The sequence below is a fragment of the Paenibacillus sp. P46E genome, from assembly GCF_001909095.1.
In the GTDB taxonomy this organism is placed as follows: Bacteria; Bacillota; Bacilli; order Paenibacillales; family Paenibacillaceae; genus Paenibacillus_AQ; species Paenibacillus_AQ helianthi.
The window spans coordinates 116,474-132,095 of sequence record NZ_LVYZ01000032.1; the positions used below are offsets into that span (position 1 = coordinate 116,474).

The 15,622-nt window shown below is 48.0% G+C and carries 18 protein-coding genes and 2 pseudogenes; 13 read left to right on the top strand and 7 right to left on the bottom strand.

Annotated elements, in window-relative coordinates; translation table 11 throughout:
• The first annotated feature begins 3 nt into the window (after positions 1-3).
• The 4 genes and pseudogenes from A3849_RS09535 to A3849_RS09550 all read left to right on the top strand — a co-directional run bounded on the left by A3849_RS09535 (position 4) and on the right by A3849_RS09550 (position 3,348).
• Entirely contained in the window at positions 4-327 is a 324-nt protein-coding gene (locus A3849_RS09535; protein ID WP_074111183.1) for an ArsR/SmtB family transcription factor, read from the top strand.
• A 31-nt stretch (positions 328-358) separates the two neighbouring features.
• Positions 359-868 (top strand): SRPBCC domain-containing protein, encoded by a 510-nt coding sequence (locus A3849_RS09540; RefSeq protein ID WP_074111184.1) that lies wholly within the window; start codon positions 359-361, stop codon positions 866-868.
• 171 nt (positions 869-1,039) lie between these two features.
• Positions 1,040-1,750: a DUF421 domain-containing protein gene (locus A3849_RS09545; RefSeq protein ID WP_083613423.1), complete on the top strand. Its 711-nt coding sequence runs from the start codon at positions 1,040-1,042 to the stop codon at positions 1,748-1,750.
• A 174-nt stretch (positions 1,751-1,924) separates the two neighbouring features.
• Positions 1,925-3,348, top strand: a pseudogene (locus A3849_RS09550) (alanine/glycine:cation symporter family protein).
• Positions 3,349-3,387: 39 nt separating this feature from the next.
• On the opposite strand, the gene A3849_RS09555 reads toward A3849_RS09550, so the two are convergent.
• Together A3849_RS09555 and A3849_RS09560 are read right to left on the bottom strand one after the other, a co-directional pair.
• A complete protein-coding gene (locus A3849_RS09555) occupies positions 3,388-4,326 on the bottom strand; it encodes a VanZ family protein (protein WP_178382649.1) in 939 nt (312 codons plus the stop codon).
• A gap of 611 nt (positions 4,327-4,937) precedes the next feature.
• On the bottom strand, positions 4,938-5,648 hold the full coding sequence (locus A3849_RS09560) for an SDR family NAD(P)-dependent oxidoreductase (protein WP_074111186.1): 711 nt from the start codon (positions 5,646-5,648) through the stop codon (positions 4,938-4,940).
• Between the two features lie 90 nt (positions 5,649-5,738).
• On the opposite strand from A3849_RS09560, the gene A3849_RS09565 reads away from it, so the two are divergent.
• Positions 5,739-6,107: a MerR family transcriptional regulator gene (locus A3849_RS09565; protein WP_256700714.1), complete on the top strand. Its 369-nt coding sequence runs from the start codon at positions 5,739-5,741 to the stop codon at positions 6,105-6,107.
• Between the two features lie 69 nt (positions 6,108-6,176).
• Positions 6,177-6,437 carry a hypothetical protein gene (locus A3849_RS09570; protein WP_074111187.1) on the top strand — a complete coding sequence of 87 codons (261 nt, stop codon included), beginning with the start codon at positions 6,177-6,179 and terminating at the stop codon, positions 6,435-6,437.
• A 109-nt stretch (positions 6,438-6,546) separates the two neighbouring features.
• Here A3849_RS09570 and A3849_RS09575 read toward each other — a convergent pair whose 3' ends face one another.
• A complete protein-coding gene (locus A3849_RS09575) occupies positions 6,547-6,894 on the bottom strand; it encodes a helix-turn-helix domain-containing protein (protein WP_074111188.1) in 348 nt (115 codons plus the stop codon).
• Between the two features lie 105 nt (positions 6,895-6,999).
• Positions 7,000-7,359, bottom strand: coding sequence for a helix-turn-helix domain-containing protein (locus A3849_RS09580; RefSeq protein WP_074111189.1), 360 nt, complete (start codon positions 7,357-7,359; stop codon positions 7,000-7,002).
• A 185-nt stretch (positions 7,360-7,544) separates the two neighbouring features.
• Between A3849_RS09580 and A3849_RS09585 the strand changes: the two genes are divergently transcribed.
• Together A3849_RS09585 and A3849_RS09595 are read left to right on the top strand one after the other, a co-directional pair.
• Positions 7,545-8,393 carry a DNA-binding protein gene (locus A3849_RS09585; protein ID WP_143191774.1) on the top strand — a complete coding sequence of 283 codons (849 nt, stop codon included), beginning with the start codon at positions 7,545-7,547 and terminating at the stop codon, positions 8,391-8,393.
• Positions 8,394-8,688: 295 nt separating this feature from the next.
• Complete coding sequence (locus A3849_RS09595; RefSeq protein ID WP_074100075.1) at positions 8,689-9,060, top strand: RidA family protein; 372 nt, start codon at positions 8,689-8,691, stop codon at positions 9,058-9,060.
• Positions 9,061-9,186: 126 nt separating this feature from the next.
• Here the strand turns inward: A3849_RS09595 and A3849_RS09600 are convergent, their stop codons facing one another.
• Both A3849_RS09600 and A3849_RS09605 read right to left on the bottom strand, forming a co-directional pair.
• Entirely contained in the window at positions 9,187-10,320 is a 1,134-nt protein-coding gene (locus A3849_RS09600; RefSeq protein ID WP_074111191.1) for an SMP-30/gluconolactonase/LRE family protein, read from the bottom strand.
• A gap of 12 nt (positions 10,321-10,332) precedes the next feature.
• Positions 10,333-11,118, bottom strand: a complete 786-nt coding sequence (locus A3849_RS09605; RefSeq protein ID WP_074111192.1) for an SDR family NAD(P)-dependent oxidoreductase — start codon at positions 11,116-11,118, stop codon at positions 10,333-10,335.
• Between the two features lie 197 nt (positions 11,119-11,315).
• Between A3849_RS09605 and A3849_RS09610 the strand changes: the two genes are divergently transcribed.
• Positions 11,316-12,005: a TetR/AcrR family transcriptional regulator gene (locus A3849_RS09610; RefSeq protein ID WP_256700715.1), complete on the top strand. Its 690-nt coding sequence runs from the start codon at positions 11,316-11,318 to the stop codon at positions 12,003-12,005.
• Positions 12,002-12,748: a sugar phosphate nucleotidyltransferase gene (locus A3849_RS09615; RefSeq protein WP_074111193.1), complete on the top strand. Its 747-nt coding sequence runs from the start codon at positions 12,002-12,004 to the stop codon at positions 12,746-12,748. The genes A3849_RS09610 and A3849_RS09615 overlap by 4 nt, the downstream gene beginning before the upstream one ends.
• Before the next feature lie 145 nt (positions 12,749-12,893).
• Here the strand turns inward: A3849_RS09615 and A3849_RS09620 are convergent, their stop codons facing one another.
• Positions 12,894-13,793 (bottom strand): SDR family oxidoreductase, encoded by a 900-nt coding sequence (locus A3849_RS09620; RefSeq protein WP_074111194.1) that lies wholly within the window; start codon positions 13,791-13,793, stop codon positions 12,894-12,896.
• Positions 13,794-13,895: 102 nt separating this feature from the next.
• Here A3849_RS09620 and A3849_RS33520 point away from each other — a divergent pair.
• The 3 genes and pseudogenes from A3849_RS33520 to A3849_RS09635 all read left to right on the top strand — a co-directional run.
• Positions 13,896-14,099, top strand: a pseudogene (locus A3849_RS33520) (MerR family transcriptional regulator); the annotation flags it as partial.
• 6 nt (positions 14,100-14,105) lie between these two features.
• Entirely contained in the window at positions 14,106-14,282 is a 177-nt protein-coding gene (locus tag A3849_RS33525; RefSeq protein WP_256700717.1) for a MerR family transcriptional regulator, read from the top strand.
• Between the two features lie 400 nt (positions 14,283-14,682).
• The gene (locus A3849_RS09635) at positions 14,683-15,282 is read left to right on the top strand and encodes a hypothetical protein (RefSeq protein ID WP_074111196.1); all 600 of its coding nucleotides are present in this window, start codon (positions 14,683-14,685) and stop codon (positions 15,280-15,282) included.
• Positions 15,283-15,622 lie beyond the last annotated feature (340 nt).

Here is a 15,622-nt window from a genome sequence, read left to right on the forward strand (position 1 = left end):
ATTATGGAAACGAAGATATTTAGCGCACTAGCCGAACCCACCCGCTTGCGGATGGTAGAGATGCTGAAGGACGGGCCTCTGAGTGTAGGTGATATTGCCGAACGTCTCTCGCTCCGCCAGCCCCAGGCCTCGAAGCATCTGCGGGTGCTGCTGGAGGCCGGGCTGGTCGAGGTAGAGGCGCAAGCCAACCGCCGCAACTATAAGCTGCGGACGGAGCCGCTGGAGGCACTGGATGGTTGGCTGGAGGCTTACCGGAAGATTTGGAGTGAACGCTTCGACAACCTGGACGACTACCTGCGGCAACTGCAATCCAAAGACAACGATTGACCATGAACTTTACTTTCAGGAGGGATTTGGAATGACCAACAAAATGATTTCCCGAGTAGAAGGCCAAGAGCTTGTTCTTGAACGTGTATTCGATGCACCACGTGAGCTTGTATTCAAAGTATTCTCCGAGGCGGAGCATCTGAAGCAGTGGTGGGGCCCTCGCGGCTGGACCGTTCCCTTCTGCAGTGTTGATTTTCGTCCGGGCGGGGTCTGGCATTACTGTATGAAATGTGTCGATGAGCAGCAGGGTGATTTCTTCGGAATGGAATCCTGGGGCAAAGGCGTCTACCATGAAATCATGGATGGAGAGAAAATCGTCTACACCGATTACTTCTCGGATGCCGAAGGCAACGAAACGGAAGGCATGCCGTCCACGCTGGTTACGATGCTTTTTGAAGAATATGACGGGAAAACGAAGCTGGTAAGCCGATCGAAATATGACTCCGCGGAAGCGCTCAAAACCGTTCTGGATATGGGGATGGAACAAGGCATTACCGAAACCTGGGACCGTCTTGAAGAGCATTTGCAGTCCGTTCAATGATCTCTATGAAACCGGAGCTGAAGCTTACCGGGTGGAATGCGATACCTTTGGGATAAAAAAGTGAAGATAGAGAACAATAGCCTCCTTCTCGGCCTGCCTCCGGCAGGCTCTATTTGTGTTCCCGTTTCTTTTGTGTCCGTTTGGAAATAATGGGGGGGAGGAGGCTTGATAATGAACTATATAGAGATTCTGATGCGGACGGTTCTATCGGTGGGTCTGCTGCTGCTCATTCCCAGAATACTGGGCAAACAGACCCTTTCCAATATGACGTCTAACGATTTCGTGACAAGCATAACCCTCGGCTCCCTGGCGGCGAATCTGGCGTTCAATGTCAGTCTAAAGTCAACGTATCTTGTTCTGTCCATTATTGTGATTACGGCTATGTCATTCCTGCTCTCCTTCATTGCCCTCAAAAGCCGCCGCCTGCGCAGCTGGATTGCCGGTTCCCCCACGGTCCTGATCGAGGGTGGAAAGATCATGGAAGCCAACATGAGGAAGATCCATTATACGCTGGATTCGCTGGTCCAGGCGCTGAGGGAGAAGGAGATTTTTAATCTCGAAGAGGTCGAATATGTGGTGCTTGAAGATAATGGACAGGTCTCTGTTCTGAAAAAGGAAGCGTACCAGTTCGTTACGAAGCAGGATTTGGGGCTGGCACTGCATGCGCAGGCCTTCCCCGTAGAGCTGATTATGGATGGTGTGCTGGTGGAGGCTAACCTGAAACGGAGTGGTCTGACCCGCGAGTGGCTGGAGACGGAACTTGGGAAGAAGCAACAGGGCAAGACGCTGGCAGATGTGTTCTATGCGGTACAAGGTACGCAGCAACAGCTCGTGTTTGATTTCTATGAGGATGGAGTGGGGCAGCCGCTGGATCAGGAATAAACTCCTTCAGGGAAGCCATCCGCTTGTTCCATTCATCAGAGCGTACTCATATGGAAGTATTTTGCATAACTTTTTTATTGGCTTTTGAAATTAGGACTGCTATATTTGAAAATACTATGTTAGAGAGGGTAAGCAGCAGAGGTGTCGGCATAAAAGGATGAGAGGCGGATTTACATGCAACAAGTATTAGAGGGTATCGGTCTGACAAACGATTTTCTGTGGTCTAAGCTTCTGATTGTTCTTCTGATCGGTTGCGGTTTGTATTTCACCGTTCGATCGAGATTTGTACAATTTGGCATGTTCAAAGAAATGTTCGTTGTGCTAAAAGAGTCGAATGCGAAATCTACCAACAGCATCTCATCGTTCCAGGCATTCTGTATCAGCATGGCAGCCAGGGTGGGGACAGGCAATATCACAGGAATTGCGATTGCCATTGCCTTAGGCGGGCCGGGCGCGGTCTTCTGGATGTGGGTGATTGCGATTATTGGTTCTGCATCCAGCTTTATTGAGAGTACTTTGGCACAGGTGTATAAAGTGAGGGATCAAACGGGATTTCGTGGGGGTCCTGCTTATTATATGGAACAAGGCTTGAAGAAACGTTGGATGGGATCTTTATTTGCCGTGCTAATCACGTTGTCTTTCGGCCTCGTCTTTAACGCGGTCCAGTCCAATACGATTACCGTTGCTTTTGAAAATTCATTCGGCACCAATCGTTTGATGGTGGGGCTTCTAATGGCTGTTGGTTTGCCAGCATTATCTTTGGCGGCATCAAACGTATTGCCAAATTGTCCGAATATATTGTAGTCTTCATGGCCGTGATTTATATCGCCGTTGCCTTATGCATTGTGCTGATTAACATTACCAAAATGCCGGAGGTTCTGGCACTTATTGTGAAGAGTGCGTTCGGATTCGAACAAGTCATAGGAGGGTCTCTGGGGGCGGTGATTCTGCAAGGTGTGAAGCGCGGATTGTTCTCGAACGAAGCGGGAATGGGAAGTGCGCCGAATGCTGCTGCAACGGCAACGACAAGTCATCCTGTAAAACAAGGGCTTATGCAAGCATTCGGTGTGCTTACAGATACGTTGTTGATTTGTTCGAGTACCGCCTTCATTATTCTGCTGTCGGATGCGTATAAGCAGCCTGGGCTGGATGGCATCAAGCTTACGCAAGCTGCACTAAGTGAGCATATCGGTTCTTGGGCCTCTGGTTCTCTGGCTATCATGGTGTTCCTGTTTGCGTTCAGTACATTAATTGGAAACTATTATTACGGAGAAACGAATATAGAGTTCTTAAACTCAAAGAAGTCAGTAGTCATATTCTACAGATACAGTGTGCTCGCGATGATTCTATTCGGTTCGGTTGCCAAGGTTCAGCTGGTATGGGATTTGGCTGACTTATTTATGGGTCTCATGGTGGTAGTTAACCTGATTGCTATCCTTCTTTTATCCAAAGTAGCCTTTGCAGCCCTTCAGGATTACAAGCGGCAGAAACAGGCTGGAAAAGACCCGGTCTTTGTTAAAGACAGCATTAAGGGTCTGGATCACATTGAATGCTGGGAGAACGATCAGATATTGATACAAAAGCCAGCAGAAGTCTAAGAGTGAGTGAATCAAATCTTGAATCCTATGGCTGTTGGCTTAATTCCAAAAATATTGCATTTTCCTAAACCCGACATCCCACATTTTCTCGTCGCCCTCAATAGTGATCTTAAGCTCTCTCCCCGCCTCGACAGGCATCTCAAACTTTGCAGGGAACAGCTCCGGGTCACTCCGTTGTTCTTCTCCGGAGCTGTTCAATATCTCTCGTCCATCGACAGAAAGGCGAATCCTTCCGGAATAACCCGTTTGTTCTGGAAATCCGTAATTTAAGGAGAAGATGAGTTCGTCCCTAGTCTTAAACGTGAAAGTTTCCAATTTTTTTCCTTCAGCGTCATACATGTTATAGCGGGGTTTTACGTTTTGATTGCTGATGACCATTTCAGTCGTTTGGTTGCCCGCTGATGCATTTCCGGAGCTGTCTATCAATTCTTTTATCGCCACAAAGGGACCTTCTTCTTTGGTTAACGCTTTATCTGCAAGCCCGCCCAATCCCCATACCCCTACAAAAAGAACCAGACAGGAAATGGCGGTGGTTATCACTTTGGGCCAGCCGTTTTTTGAACGAGCACCGAGCTTGTATGCCCCAAAACCGATGGCTGCGCCAACTGTGTTTTGAAGGGCGTCGTTAATATCGAAGCTACCGAGAAACGAAAGCGCCTGTATGGTTTCCATCAGGAGAATCGCCAGAAAGAACAATGTAATGAATCGGACAAAGGTGATCCGGTATAACAATGGAACCAATATTCCGAAAGGAATGAAGGCCAAGGTGTTACCGAACGCTACCAAATCCATGAGGGTAGGGGGCAGGAGATCGGATATCGACGGCAGCTTCAAGAAATTTTCCGGTAAAAAAATGAAGGTGTAGCTACTTGCCCGCTCTGCGGCATCTGATCGCCCGAAGGCGATAAACAGAAAATAAAGAATCAAAATGGTATAGAATACGGTTATGGTCAAAATAATCTTACGTTGTTTGGACATCATTAACTCCTCCTTATATCCTCTTCCAACAAACAGCGCAAAGCCTCAATCCCGGAATATGCCCGAAAAAGACGATAAGGCGCTGGGGAATTCATGAGGCCCCTCACTCTCGAACTTGTGGCTTGCTTACGTTTATATTTCGAAAATATAGCTTCTGGACAGTCAAAAGTTCTTAATGAAAAAATCGTAACATAGAAAAACAACCCAATCAGGCAAGGGCTGGTATCCTTAAGTTCTCACATACCGCCGAGTAGGTTACAAAAAGCAGTTTACCCTATTTCCAGGCGATTGACCATACATATGCCAAATATCTGAATGAACTTTTACATCCGCTCCTGTTTCTCTAAACAAGCGACGTTCGAGTGGTTTGTCGTTATCATGTGACTTCCGTGATCCCTTCTGATGATATTTTAAGAGAAGAGATAAGAACGTTTCGGCGTGATCCAATTCGCGTCATTTCGAAACCAGAATACAGTGGATTTATAAGAATAATTGATGTTTCTTGAGGTGAAAAGCGTAATAGATGCTTAAAGACCAAGGCTCCGGTAACGGAGCCTTGGTCTTGTTGGGTATTAATAGCTGAGCAGGTTACAGCATGTTCATTACCAGCATTACCACGCGTAAATCCCATTCGCATCCAAAAACTCCCCGTTATGGCGCTTGCCATCCGTGGCATAGCCTACAATAATGGCCGCCCCGTCTTCTTTGGATTTCCCGCCTTCTGCATTGCCGTTCAGATCCGTCTTCGTGAAGCCGGGGGTTACTGCAAATACCTGGGCTTTGCTGTTTTTGAGCTCTATGGCCATGGCTACAGTCATCGCATTGTTTGCGGTTTTGGAGGAATTGTAGTCGAACGCATTCAACGCATACTCCGAACTCTGCATGAAGTGAAGGGACGCCATATCAGTGGAGACATTCACAATGGTTCCTTCATTCTCTTTTATTAAGGGAAAAAGATGTTGGTTCAAGCGGAAGGTTCCGAAGAAATTCACCTCAAAAGCATTCCGCAAATGCTCCTCCCGGGTATCGCTGAATGAACTGGAGAAGGCTCCCGGCATACCGGCATTGTTAATGAGAAGCGTCACATCGGAATAGTTGTTGCGTAGGGTAACGGCGGCCTGCTCAATACTGTCCAGATTCGTCATATCGATTTGTAGGAACTCCACGTCCAGCCCTTGGATGGTTAATTCAGAAGCCGCTTCCTTCCCCCGTTCGAGGCTGCGTGCGCCAAGCAATACCTTCCATCCGGCTTCACCAAGCTGTCTTGCAATTTCAAAGCCGATCCCTTTATTAGCACCTGTTACAAAAGCGGTTCTTGTCATCTTCATCCTTCTTTCTGCAAGTTATGATCTATCCACAATTCGCAGCTTACTATGCTACACTAAGTGTAGGTCAACACTAAAAGTCAGGGGGTGAGCAAAATTTTTACCATTGGACAGGTTGCCAAAAAAGTAGGGATCAATATTGGCGCGATTCGCTTCTATGAACGAAAAGGCCTTCTGGAGCCCGCAGTCCGCAACGAGCAAAATAATCGCCTGTATACTGACAACGAAATTGATTGGCTGCTATTTCTGAAATGTCTGCGGGAAACGGGAATGAGTGTCGAGGAGATCAAAAAGTACTACGATATGGTCAAAGCCGGAACCTCTACCCTGCCGGAGAGAACCAGGCTCATTGAGGAGCAGAAGCAAGCCCTTTTGGACGAAATTGAACAGAAAAAAGCTCAGCTCGTTCACCTGGAGCATAAGCTGGAGCGCTACTATCGCGGGGAGAATTATTAGGAAGAGGGCGGAGGTGGAGAATAGAGTGGGGCTGGTGCGGTCAAAAAATCCGGTGGCACCGACAAAGGCGTGTGGATTGCATCGGGCATCTTTACCTTGGACGCTGATACCGTGCAGACAGGTTCAGGAATTACCTTCGGCACCAACTTCAACCCGCCGTCCATGACCGGAACTCTAACCATCAAGAACAGCGCTATCTGGGTCTCTTTGATAGAGAAAGGGGAAGACGTTCTAAAAAAGTTTCAAGATGGGTATATGAAAGACTTACTGACGCGAATGGCAGTACTTTTCCTTGCGCTCTTATTTATCTACTTGAGGGTGCTGGAATAAAAAAAGGGTGCCGGCAGCACCTCACTTATCAATTAATTTTAGTGATTGCTGCTATTTCTTCTGGGCTCCAACGCTTTCGGGTAACTTCATGAAATCACCTCGTGCATGCTTAATCCCCGAAAGCTCCCCGAACCTCTCTAACAACCCTCTTTAATGTATCAATTTGCTTCACGCTTAACTCACTTACAGTAACCGCATATTCATCAATTGCTCTACGCTGCGCAGCCTCTGTCTCACTCAAACCATCAAGATTTTGAAATAATTCTGTTGGTTGGATTTTTAGTGCTGTAACTATTTTCTCCAGTGTATCAATAGAAAAATTCCGTTCGCCACGTTCTACTGCCCCTATGTAAGCATCATCCAGCCCTGATAGCTCCGCTAGCTGCTGCTGTGTTAATCCTTTTATTTTTCGTATAATCCTTACTCTGTTACCGATTCTATTCCTTAGGTCTGTCAAAGTAATCACCTGTTCCAAAGGTTAGGAGGGCAGAAGTCTTACTAGCGGCGAGGGATAAGCAAATATCGATATTAATCGGGGATTATAGTCTTTGCAGTGTTTTTTCTAAAGGTTATGCTTCTTCTCTTCCCACTCCATAACAGATTTCAGTACACTAAGCGCCATCTTCTGATCCTCAGACGAGCGTTCAATAAGCAACTCTATAATCTGACTAAGCGCATCTTTTTGCTTCATCGGTCCGATGTAGCGGAAGATCTCCTCTAACGATATGTCTAAACCTCCAGCTACTTTCTCCAAGGTCTCCAGCGTAAGGTTCTTTTCTCCGCGTTCGACTTGTCCTACATAATTCGTATGTAAACCTGACCGTTCTGCAAGCTGCTCTTGCGAGAGGTTCATTTCTTTTCGTAATCTTCGTATGCGTTCTCCAATTTTTTTCACAAGCTCTGACTTGGATTCATCTGGCATCTTGGCTCACCTCATGACAAGCTTAACTGAGTAATCTTGCCTTATTAACACACTATAGAATGTATTTGACTTTTAAATAATACTTATAGATAATTAATGTGTATTCCATTATTTCCTTTTAGTTGAATAAAATACACATATAGAAGAAATCAGAACTATATCCTACCAAAAAAGGAGGCCCACCCGTGCGCCCTTCCATTCTGAAATCACTCAAGCCGGATATTATGGTTGAAATGCTGGAAATGGCTTATCGCTTCGAGGATTGGGACAAGATGCTGAATACGGCGGGTATTCTGTACAGCTATGCGCAGTGCATCTATGAGGAGCGGCAGTATCACAAGGCTAAGAAGCTTCCGGTGCCGATTGTGGGTATGGAGCGTCCGCTGGTCTATTATTTTGGGTTCAGTCATCTGATGCGGGGCATCGTATGCCAGAAGCAGGGGAAGTATGATGAGGCCAAAGAATCTATATATCGCTATGCCGAGCTTGGCTGGATGGAGGACTTGGGAGAAGAAGGGCAGGAGATTGCCGAGGAGTTCCGTGTTCTGGCTCGTGCTAACTTATACATCGTGGAGATTCTGTCCGGCAAGACGGAACTACTGGAGGGGTACGCACGATTCTTACAGGATAATCCCGAGGAGTTGCTGCCGGGGCTTGGGACTGTTTTGCAGGCTGCGGTCCAGTACGGGCTTGATGTGGATGATCTGCTGCATACGTTCGCGGAACAGAGTGCCGGATTTGGGGAGTATGAGGATGCAGACAATATCTCGCATTATTACAGCTATTGTTATCACTTGGCGTTATATCATATGCGGGCGGGCAGAGTGCCGGAGGCGCTGGACTGGACGATACAATCTCTAATGCTGGCTCACCAGTCCAGTCATGACGGGGATTTCAAGCGTTGTCTGGCTCTGTTTGAAACATTGCGTGAAGAGATCACGGAAGAACAGGATCGGCGATATCATGAGGTGCTGGCGGAGTGTCTGGGGCAGGTTGTTTTGAAGCTCCCTGAACTGCGCCATGCGGGTGTCTAAGGTTAAGTTGTTTTCTTATTCAGCAAAAGAAAGATTATTCCGCCAAAAATAAAGCCGCTAAGCACACCCGCCAATATACATTTGGTCATACTGAGTACAATGTCCGATGACGTGCTGTCGGGGGTGGATACTATATTCACAATGAACAACAGGCTAAACAGGATGGATGTAATCAGAAAAGACTTAGATTTCAGGAATCGCTTCAGGGTACTCCCTCCCAAACCACGACATACAGCTGTCCGGTTTCCCCTCTATAATGAAAGTATCTTGAACTGATAAGGAGACGAGCACAGGCATGGGCGAGATCGTTAGACATGATGTGAATGAGGAGTATGCGTATTCAGGATTTGTGGAGGCGGGGGATTTTATTTTCCTCAGCTTCTGTGTAGGCAATGTGGGGGGGACGGTGGAAGAGCAGGTGGAAGGTGCGCTGGATCATATGAGCGACCGCTTGCAGCAGGTGGGGTTAACGCTGGCGGATGTGGTCAAGGTGGATATTTTGCTGCGGGATGTGTGGGATATTCCGGTGATGGAGCAGGTGTTCCAGCGCAGATTCCAAGGAAAGTATCCGGCGCGGAAAACGATCTCCACGGAGTTCGCGCATGTCGGCGGGCCGGATGGACTTAAGGTTCAGATCGATGGTGTGGCGTATCGCCCACGCGCGTAGCGTTTGAAGGGTTGCAAGAAAATGCCCCCCAATACCAAACAGCAGCTCCTCCTGTACGGAGTGAGCTGCTGTTTGGCTTGCCTTGAAGTTACGGCGGGGTGGATGAATATAAACATGAAGGCTAGCTTACGGATTCATAAGCACCCGATGAACGCCCTGGCTTCCTCCCGGTGCGGTTCCGAGATATAAATATCCGCCCTGGCTTACGGCAGTGGTGATGCCATACAATGTACCTTTAGGATCATGCCAGCTATTCACAAGCTCCCCTTCGGGTCCATATTCCGCGACCAGTCCATGCTTCACCGGCGCACTGGCTCCATTTAACAAGGATTGTGGAACTTTGGACATTGTAGCTGCTAACCAGGGATGACTGTGCATGTAATCGGCAAAAGGCAAACGGGTTGTGAATACCCCTACCCAGAAATGTCCCTGCGCATCACGTGTGATGTTGTCCGGGAATCCAGCAATATTATCGGCAAAAATATCCGAGGTGCCCTGCTTGGCCCCCTTCAGCCAGTATCGGGTCAGCTGATAATGATACGATTCGGCCACGAGCACGAAATCTTCTCCGGCAGACAAGGCTACCCCATTGGCAAAATATAAGTCCTCAAGTAAAACAGTCGTCTGCTTGGTCTGCGGATCATATTTCAGTAAGCGTCCATGCGGTTTGTTCTCGGCAATTTCTTTGAACATGACCTTGCCATAGTTAGAGGTATCCGAGAAATAGATCGATCCGTCCTGCGCAATATCCAGCTCGTTCGCCAGGTAGATGGGTCCACCCTCCACTTGATTGGTCAGCACTTCAACTTTTCCCTCCGGGTCAATCGACAGCAGCCCTTTCTGAATATCTGCTACAATCAGATTCCCCGCTGCGTCGAATTTCAGTCCGTTAGCGGTTCCATGGGTATCGGCGAACACTTCAGCCGGCTGCGCTTTACCTGCCGTGTCAAAGGCTACTCTGTAAATTTTGCCGTCGGAGTCCCCCGTATATAGCCTTCCTTGTGCATCAAAAGTAATGAATTCCGGGGACTTGGCGCGGTCCGTAACCAGCTCTGCCGAGCTGAGCTTGCTGTTTTCTTTCCAGGGACCGTCTTTCTCAAAAGAAGGGGCGGCGGGCGCAGACCATACAGCGGGATCTACCGGAGCAGGTATCAGCAGAAAAACAGCGATTCCCAGCACAATAACCCCGAGCAGGGCCAAGCTCCATCTGCCGACCCTTTGACGTGTTGAACGTTTGCGTTGCTTTGGTTCTGTGGACATTATTAATCCTCCTTATTGTTTCTTGGGGCGAAGCATGCCCCCAACTAGCCGCAGACTCTGTCTGCGGGTCATGAAGCGGGAAATCTGGGCGCCCAGATAATTCTGGAATCCCGGAACAACGTACTGTTTTCCTTTTTTCATAGCGCGGAGTGTGACTGCTACTACACGCTCCGGCGTGTCCTTCGCACCGACAGAAGCATCCTCCGAGCCAACGACATTGAAGAAATTCGTATCCGTCGAGCCTGGGCACAGGGCAAAGAATTGAACGCCACGATCACGATTCTCCCACCACAGGGCATCGGTAAAGGACAAGACAAAAGCTTTGGTCGCGCCGTAGACGGCCATATAAGGCAGCGGCTGAAAGCCTGCGGTAGACGATACATTGATAACAGCCCCGGCACCCCTGTGCAGCATCCCCGGAAGGAACAAATGAGTCATATCCACTACAGCGGCGACATTAAGCATCACTTCCTCATGCTGGCGCTCGCCGGAGACTTGCTCGAACAGACCGTGGGTGGCAAACCCCGCATTGTTGACCAACAGATCAATTACCAGGTTGAGCTGCAGGCACTTCTGGTACAATTCTCCGGCAGCACCTTTGACAGATAGATCCAGGGGAATGACTTGCGTCTGGACCCCATAGCTTCGGGTCAATTCGGCGGCAAGCGTATCAAGTTTGCCTTTGGATCTGGCTACAAGCACCAGATGACTTCCTTCCTTGGCCAGTTGTCTGGCGAACTGTTCTCCGATGCCCGAAGAGGCCCCGGTGATCAGTGACCACTTTCCTTTAATATTCATAAGTTTCGCCCCTTTAATTACGATGTTTTGTTGTGGTAACACTGTTACCGATGTGAATCATCGTAACCCAAAGGATCATCTGTGTCAAATCTTTTTTTAAACTTCTGGATCAATTGACAACCCTCCTGCAAATGGTTAGAATGCCTGGTAGAACGCAGTAACTATGTTTCCGGTCAACAACATAACATCCGAATGAGGTGATATTCATCCATAACGAAGACAAGCCCTCATCATCCACAGGGCGGGTACAGAAAACATATCAGGAGGCTCGTCTGCAAAATACAGAGAATCTCCGTAAGCTTGTGGTGGATGCGGCTGCGGACATTTTGCAGGAAGAAGGGCCTGAAGCAGTCACTGTGCGTAAAGTGTCGGAAAGAATGGGCTGCTCCACCAAGATCATTTACAGTTTGTTCGTCAATAAAGAGGGGCTGGCCCAGCAACTGTATCTGGAGGGCTGTAAATTGCTCGCCCAGGGGTTTGAAGAAGTGCCGCTGTCCTCTGACCTCTTGCAGCATTTGCTGGAATTAGGCGAAGCCTTCTGGCAGTTCGGGCAGGATCATACCAGCTACTACAAGCTGATGTTTGGAGGGGCTTTTGCCGAATTCAAGCCGGATGCAGAGAGTATGCAAGGGACGATGACAGCCATGAGCCGCTTGTTGAACCTAATCAGCACCGCCCAGCAGCAAGGACAGATTTCGGACCGGGAAGAGACAGGAACCCTTGTCAGCATCATATGGGCTTCGCTGCACGGCGTAATCCACCTGTATATTGGAGGGTTCCTTGGCGGTGCCGAAGCGGCCCATGCCGTATACAAGCAAACTATGGTGTTGCTGTCCCAATCGCTGTTTGCAGCACAATTGGTCCAGCAGAGGAGCGAACAGGAATGATCGCATTGATCTTGGCTGCGGGGTATGCAACCCGGCTCTACCCGTTAACGAAAGATACGCCGAAGCCGCTGCTGCCGGTTCAAGGAAGCCGGACGATTCTGGATTTGCTGATGGACCGTCTGGAGGTTCTGGAGGAAATTACGGAGATTCTGATTGTGACGAATGAACGCTTCTTCCGTGCTTTTGAACAGTGGCATCTGCAGTATAGGGGAACGAAGCCGATTCGTGTTCTGAATGACGGCACTTCTTCACCAGAAGGACGGTTAGGAGCGATTGGCGATATCCAGTTTGTGATCGACCGGGAACAATTGTCGGAGGATCTTCTAGTTCTGGCGGGTGATAATGTGCTCGGATTTGGCCTTGAGGGGTATCTGAATTATTTTCATCAGGTGGACAAAGACTGTATTCTGGTCCGGACGGTGGACGATATCCGGGAGCTTCGCAGTGTTGGCGTGGCTGAGCTGGATGCAGAGATGCGGGTCCTTTCTTTGGAAGAAAAGCCGCAATCGCCCCGAACGAACATTGGCGTATTTGCACTCTATATCTATAAGCGGTCTACGCTGCCGCTATTCTCCCGTTATCTCGCCGAAGGGGGCAACCCGGATGCGCCGAGTTATTTTCCTGCATGGCTGCACTCCCGTCAGGAGATACGGGCTTACTATACGGAGGGCACGATTGACGATGTCGGCACCCCGGAGGCTTATGCGGAGATGCGGGATAGGCTGAGTAACAGTGAAACCTAGACGGCAGGTACGCTGAGAGTAAAGGGTTGAAAATAAAGGGTTTGATGAGTCTTAATAGCAGGAACAGCGGCAGTCCAGGAGGCGAAAGATAGCTCCCAGACTGCCGCTGTTTTATTTAAATAATCTATCCGTTTAAGTAAACTGTTCAGTTGTTGAAATAGTGGCCTTCTTCAAGATCTGCGATCAGACCGTGATGTTCTGGCCGCCAGTTCAGGCGTTCTTGGGTCAGCAGGCTCGATGTCGGGTTATCACGCCCGGCAAAAGCGCCGAGAAATCCGAAGTGTGCATTTGCCTCCTCCGGCGGGATGCTGACCACAGGCAGGTTCAGGTGGCGGCCGATGACACCGGCGATATCACGGAAAGGAACCCCTTCCTCTCCGGCCCCGTGCAGACGTGATCCTGCCGGGGCTTGTTCCAGCGCCAGCCGGAAGAGCCGCGCCGCGTCCAGCCGGTGTACCGCTGGCCAGCGGTTTGTGCCGTCTCCGATGTAAGCGGACACCCCCTTGTCACGGGCAATGGCAATCAGTGCAGGGACGAAGCCCTTGTCTCTCTCTCCATGCACGGATGGTGAGAGACGGACGACTGAAGCCCGCACTCCGCGTTCAGCCAGTGCCATGGCCAAGCATTCTGATCCGCCCCGGGGCAATTCGGCGCGGGCCACAGTTTCTTCTGTTCCGGTTTGTCCCGGCGGGAGCAGCATGGAGAGGATCATTGTTCCTGAGGTGATGACAAACGGCTTGCCGGAGCCCTCAAGAGCTGCTCCGATCGTCTCGACGGCACGAAGATCGGTAGCGACGGCACCGGCATAGTCCGAGAAGTCATGCTTGTAAGCAAGATGAATAACGCCGTCTGCTGTAGCGGCGCCGCTGCGCAGACTCTCCAGGTCGTCGAGTCCGCCGTGATGCACTTCCGCACCAGCCGCCGACAATGCAGCGGCAGCCTTGTCCGTCCGGGCAAGTCCGACGACCTGATGCCCGGCGCCGATGAGTTCAGGGATGACTGCAGAACCGATGAAACCTGTTGCTCCGGTCACAAAAACACGCATAGGGAATTCCTCCTAAATGAAAATAAATACTGTCAATTGAAATGATAAAGTATAGAGTGCACTCGATAGCAATAGGGCTAAAACCCATGCTACAATAAAAGTATGGAGAACAAATTTTCGAGCAAACAAGTTGCTGAAGAGACGGGACTAAGCATCCACACCCTGCGATATTATGAACAAATCGGATTAATTGACGGGATAGAAAGGGATGACAATGGATATCGCCTGTATTCCCAAGCCGATATTGTATGGTTTAAGGCTTTACATTACTTTCGGTCCATGGGAATGCCTGTACGGGAGATTCAGAAGTTAATGGCTGTAAAAAAGAGCGGGGTCTCAACCATAACGGCAAGACGTGAATTTATTGAAAATTATCGCGGGACAGTTATCGAGCAAAGGAAGGAACTGGATCTGAGGTTAGAAAAAGTCGATCAAAAAATCGATTTTTTCAAAAGACTAGAGTCCGGACAACTGGAACTGGAGAGATAATGGGGACAAAGGTTACAGGTTCCTACATATGAAGTTTTAAGAAAAGCCCACCTTTGGGTTTTTCTTTTTTTGTGTTGGATTGGGGATTTATCGATAACCTCGTTGTACTCGCTTTGTGCTTCGGTAATGGCGATCTTTGAATACACCTCTAATGACTTGCGGCTTTCATGGCCGGAGTACTTAGATAACATAAAGTTAACCTTATACATAAATAATGTTAATTTTATGTCATTCATGGCTTCAATTGCTCTGATATAATTTCTGCTGGGTAGATGAAAGTAACAACTCAACCGGAACAAAATACTGAGGCAAAACTGATTTTCAATCCATAACGGGGATTAATTCAGTTAGCAAGCGAGTAAACATGCGATAGCATCGCTTTATAATAGGAGTGTGAGATATGAAAAAAGCATTATTGGCTTCTATTCTGATCATGTTGATGCTAGCATCGGCTTGTGGAAATGTTGAAACGACATCAAATCCGAATACTTCTAGTGAGCCTACACCTGAAACTGAGGAGGCTATTATTCCAAAAAACAAATCTGAATATTGTACTGTAGACCGTATAAGCTTGGATAGTGAAACTGAAAAATATTTCTATGGAACTTGGAAAGTTGAGAAGCTTTTGGGATTTGCCAATTCATATAATGATGCGTCTGAATATCCCACAGGGCAAAAGTTTATTGGAGATGAAATTATAATCAAAAAAGACTTTTTTTCATCAAAAGGACTTAAAAACTATAGTGTTTATCAATATGAACTAAAAAATCCATTATATCAGAATATAGCGACATGCTATAACTCTACCTCTTTTTATAGACTGTATAAAATAGATATCCCAGACTTAAATATAAATGATGAGGTAAAGGCAATAGATATAAGTGACCCTTCTACAAAAATGAGCATACCTGTAGGTTTAAGCTTTTTAGCTGTTAATAACGATAGGCTTATCTTATTATCAGAGGCAACTATTTTTGAGCTTAAAAAAATTACTGATTAAATGAATGTGATTCTGAAAATGCCTGTGAATATATTTTTTTAAACGAAGGGGCTGTCCCAAACTAACATGGCCTGACGGCCACCATCATGAATGAAAATGTCTTGGCTTGTGAATCTGTGTCTTCCATAATGGAAGTGCAGGTCACAGGCCGAGGCTTTTTTGGTAGGACATACTCTGAGTCCCAAACCGGCCGATTGTATCCCACGAGTACCGCCAATTGTTGCTATGAGCACGTGTATAAAAATCCTTTTACTTGAGGGTACATGACCTGCGTCAAACTGATTCCAGGGGTGATGTGGATGGAGGCGATTTTAGAAAGATGCGCGGGGCTAGACGTTCA

What these genes read in the sequence shown, in the direction of transcription:
- A3849_RS09535 (WP_074111183.1), top strand. Translation starts at nt 4, where the DNA reads ATGGAAACGAAGATATTTAGCGCACTAGCCGAACCCACCCGCTTGCGG.
- A3849_RS09540 (WP_074111184.1), top strand. Translation starts at nt 359, where the DNA reads ATGACCAACAAAATGATTTCCCGAGTAGAAGGCCAAGAGCTTGTTCTT.
- A3849_RS09545 (WP_083613423.1), top strand. Translation starts at nt 1,040, where the DNA reads ATGAACTATATAGAGATTCTGATGCGGACGGTTCTATCGGTGGGTCTG.
- A3849_RS09555 (WP_178382649.1), bottom strand. Translation starts at nt 4,326, where the DNA reads ATGTCCAAACAACGTAAGATTATTTTGACCATAACCGTATTCTATACC.
- A3849_RS09560 (WP_074111186.1), bottom strand. Translation starts at nt 5,648, where the DNA reads ATGACAAGAACCGCTTTTGTAACAGGTGCTAATAAAGGGATCGGCTTT.
- A3849_RS09580 (WP_074111189.1), bottom strand. Translation starts at nt 7,359, where the DNA reads ATGCCAGATGAATCCAAGTCAGAGCTTGTGAAAAAAATTGGAGAACGC.
- A3849_RS09595 (WP_074100075.1), top strand. Translation starts at nt 8,689, where the DNA reads ATGGGCGAGATCGTTAGACATGATGTGAATGAGGAGTATGCGTATTCA.
- A3849_RS09600 (WP_074111191.1), bottom strand. Translation starts at nt 10,320, where the DNA reads ATGTCCACAGAACCAAAGCAACGCAAACGTTCAACACGTCAAAGGGTC.
- A3849_RS09605 (WP_074111192.1), bottom strand. Translation starts at nt 11,118, where the DNA reads ATGAATATTAAAGGAAAGTGGTCACTGATCACCGGGGCCTCTTCGGGC.
- A3849_RS09615 (WP_074111193.1), top strand. Translation starts at nt 12,002, where the DNA reads ATGATCGCATTGATCTTGGCTGCGGGGTATGCAACCCGGCTCTACCCG.
- A3849_RS09620 (WP_074111194.1), bottom strand. Translation starts at nt 13,793, where the DNA reads ATGCGTGTTTTTGTGACCGGAGCAACAGGTTTCATCGGTTCTGCAGTC.
- A3849_RS33525 (WP_256700717.1), top strand. Translation starts at nt 14,106, where the DNA reads ATGGCTGTAAAAAAGAGCGGGGTCTCAACCATAACGGCAAGACGTGAA.
- A3849_RS09635 (WP_074111196.1), top strand. Translation starts at nt 14,683, where the DNA reads ATGAAAAAAGCATTATTGGCTTCTATTCTGATCATGTTGATGCTAGCA.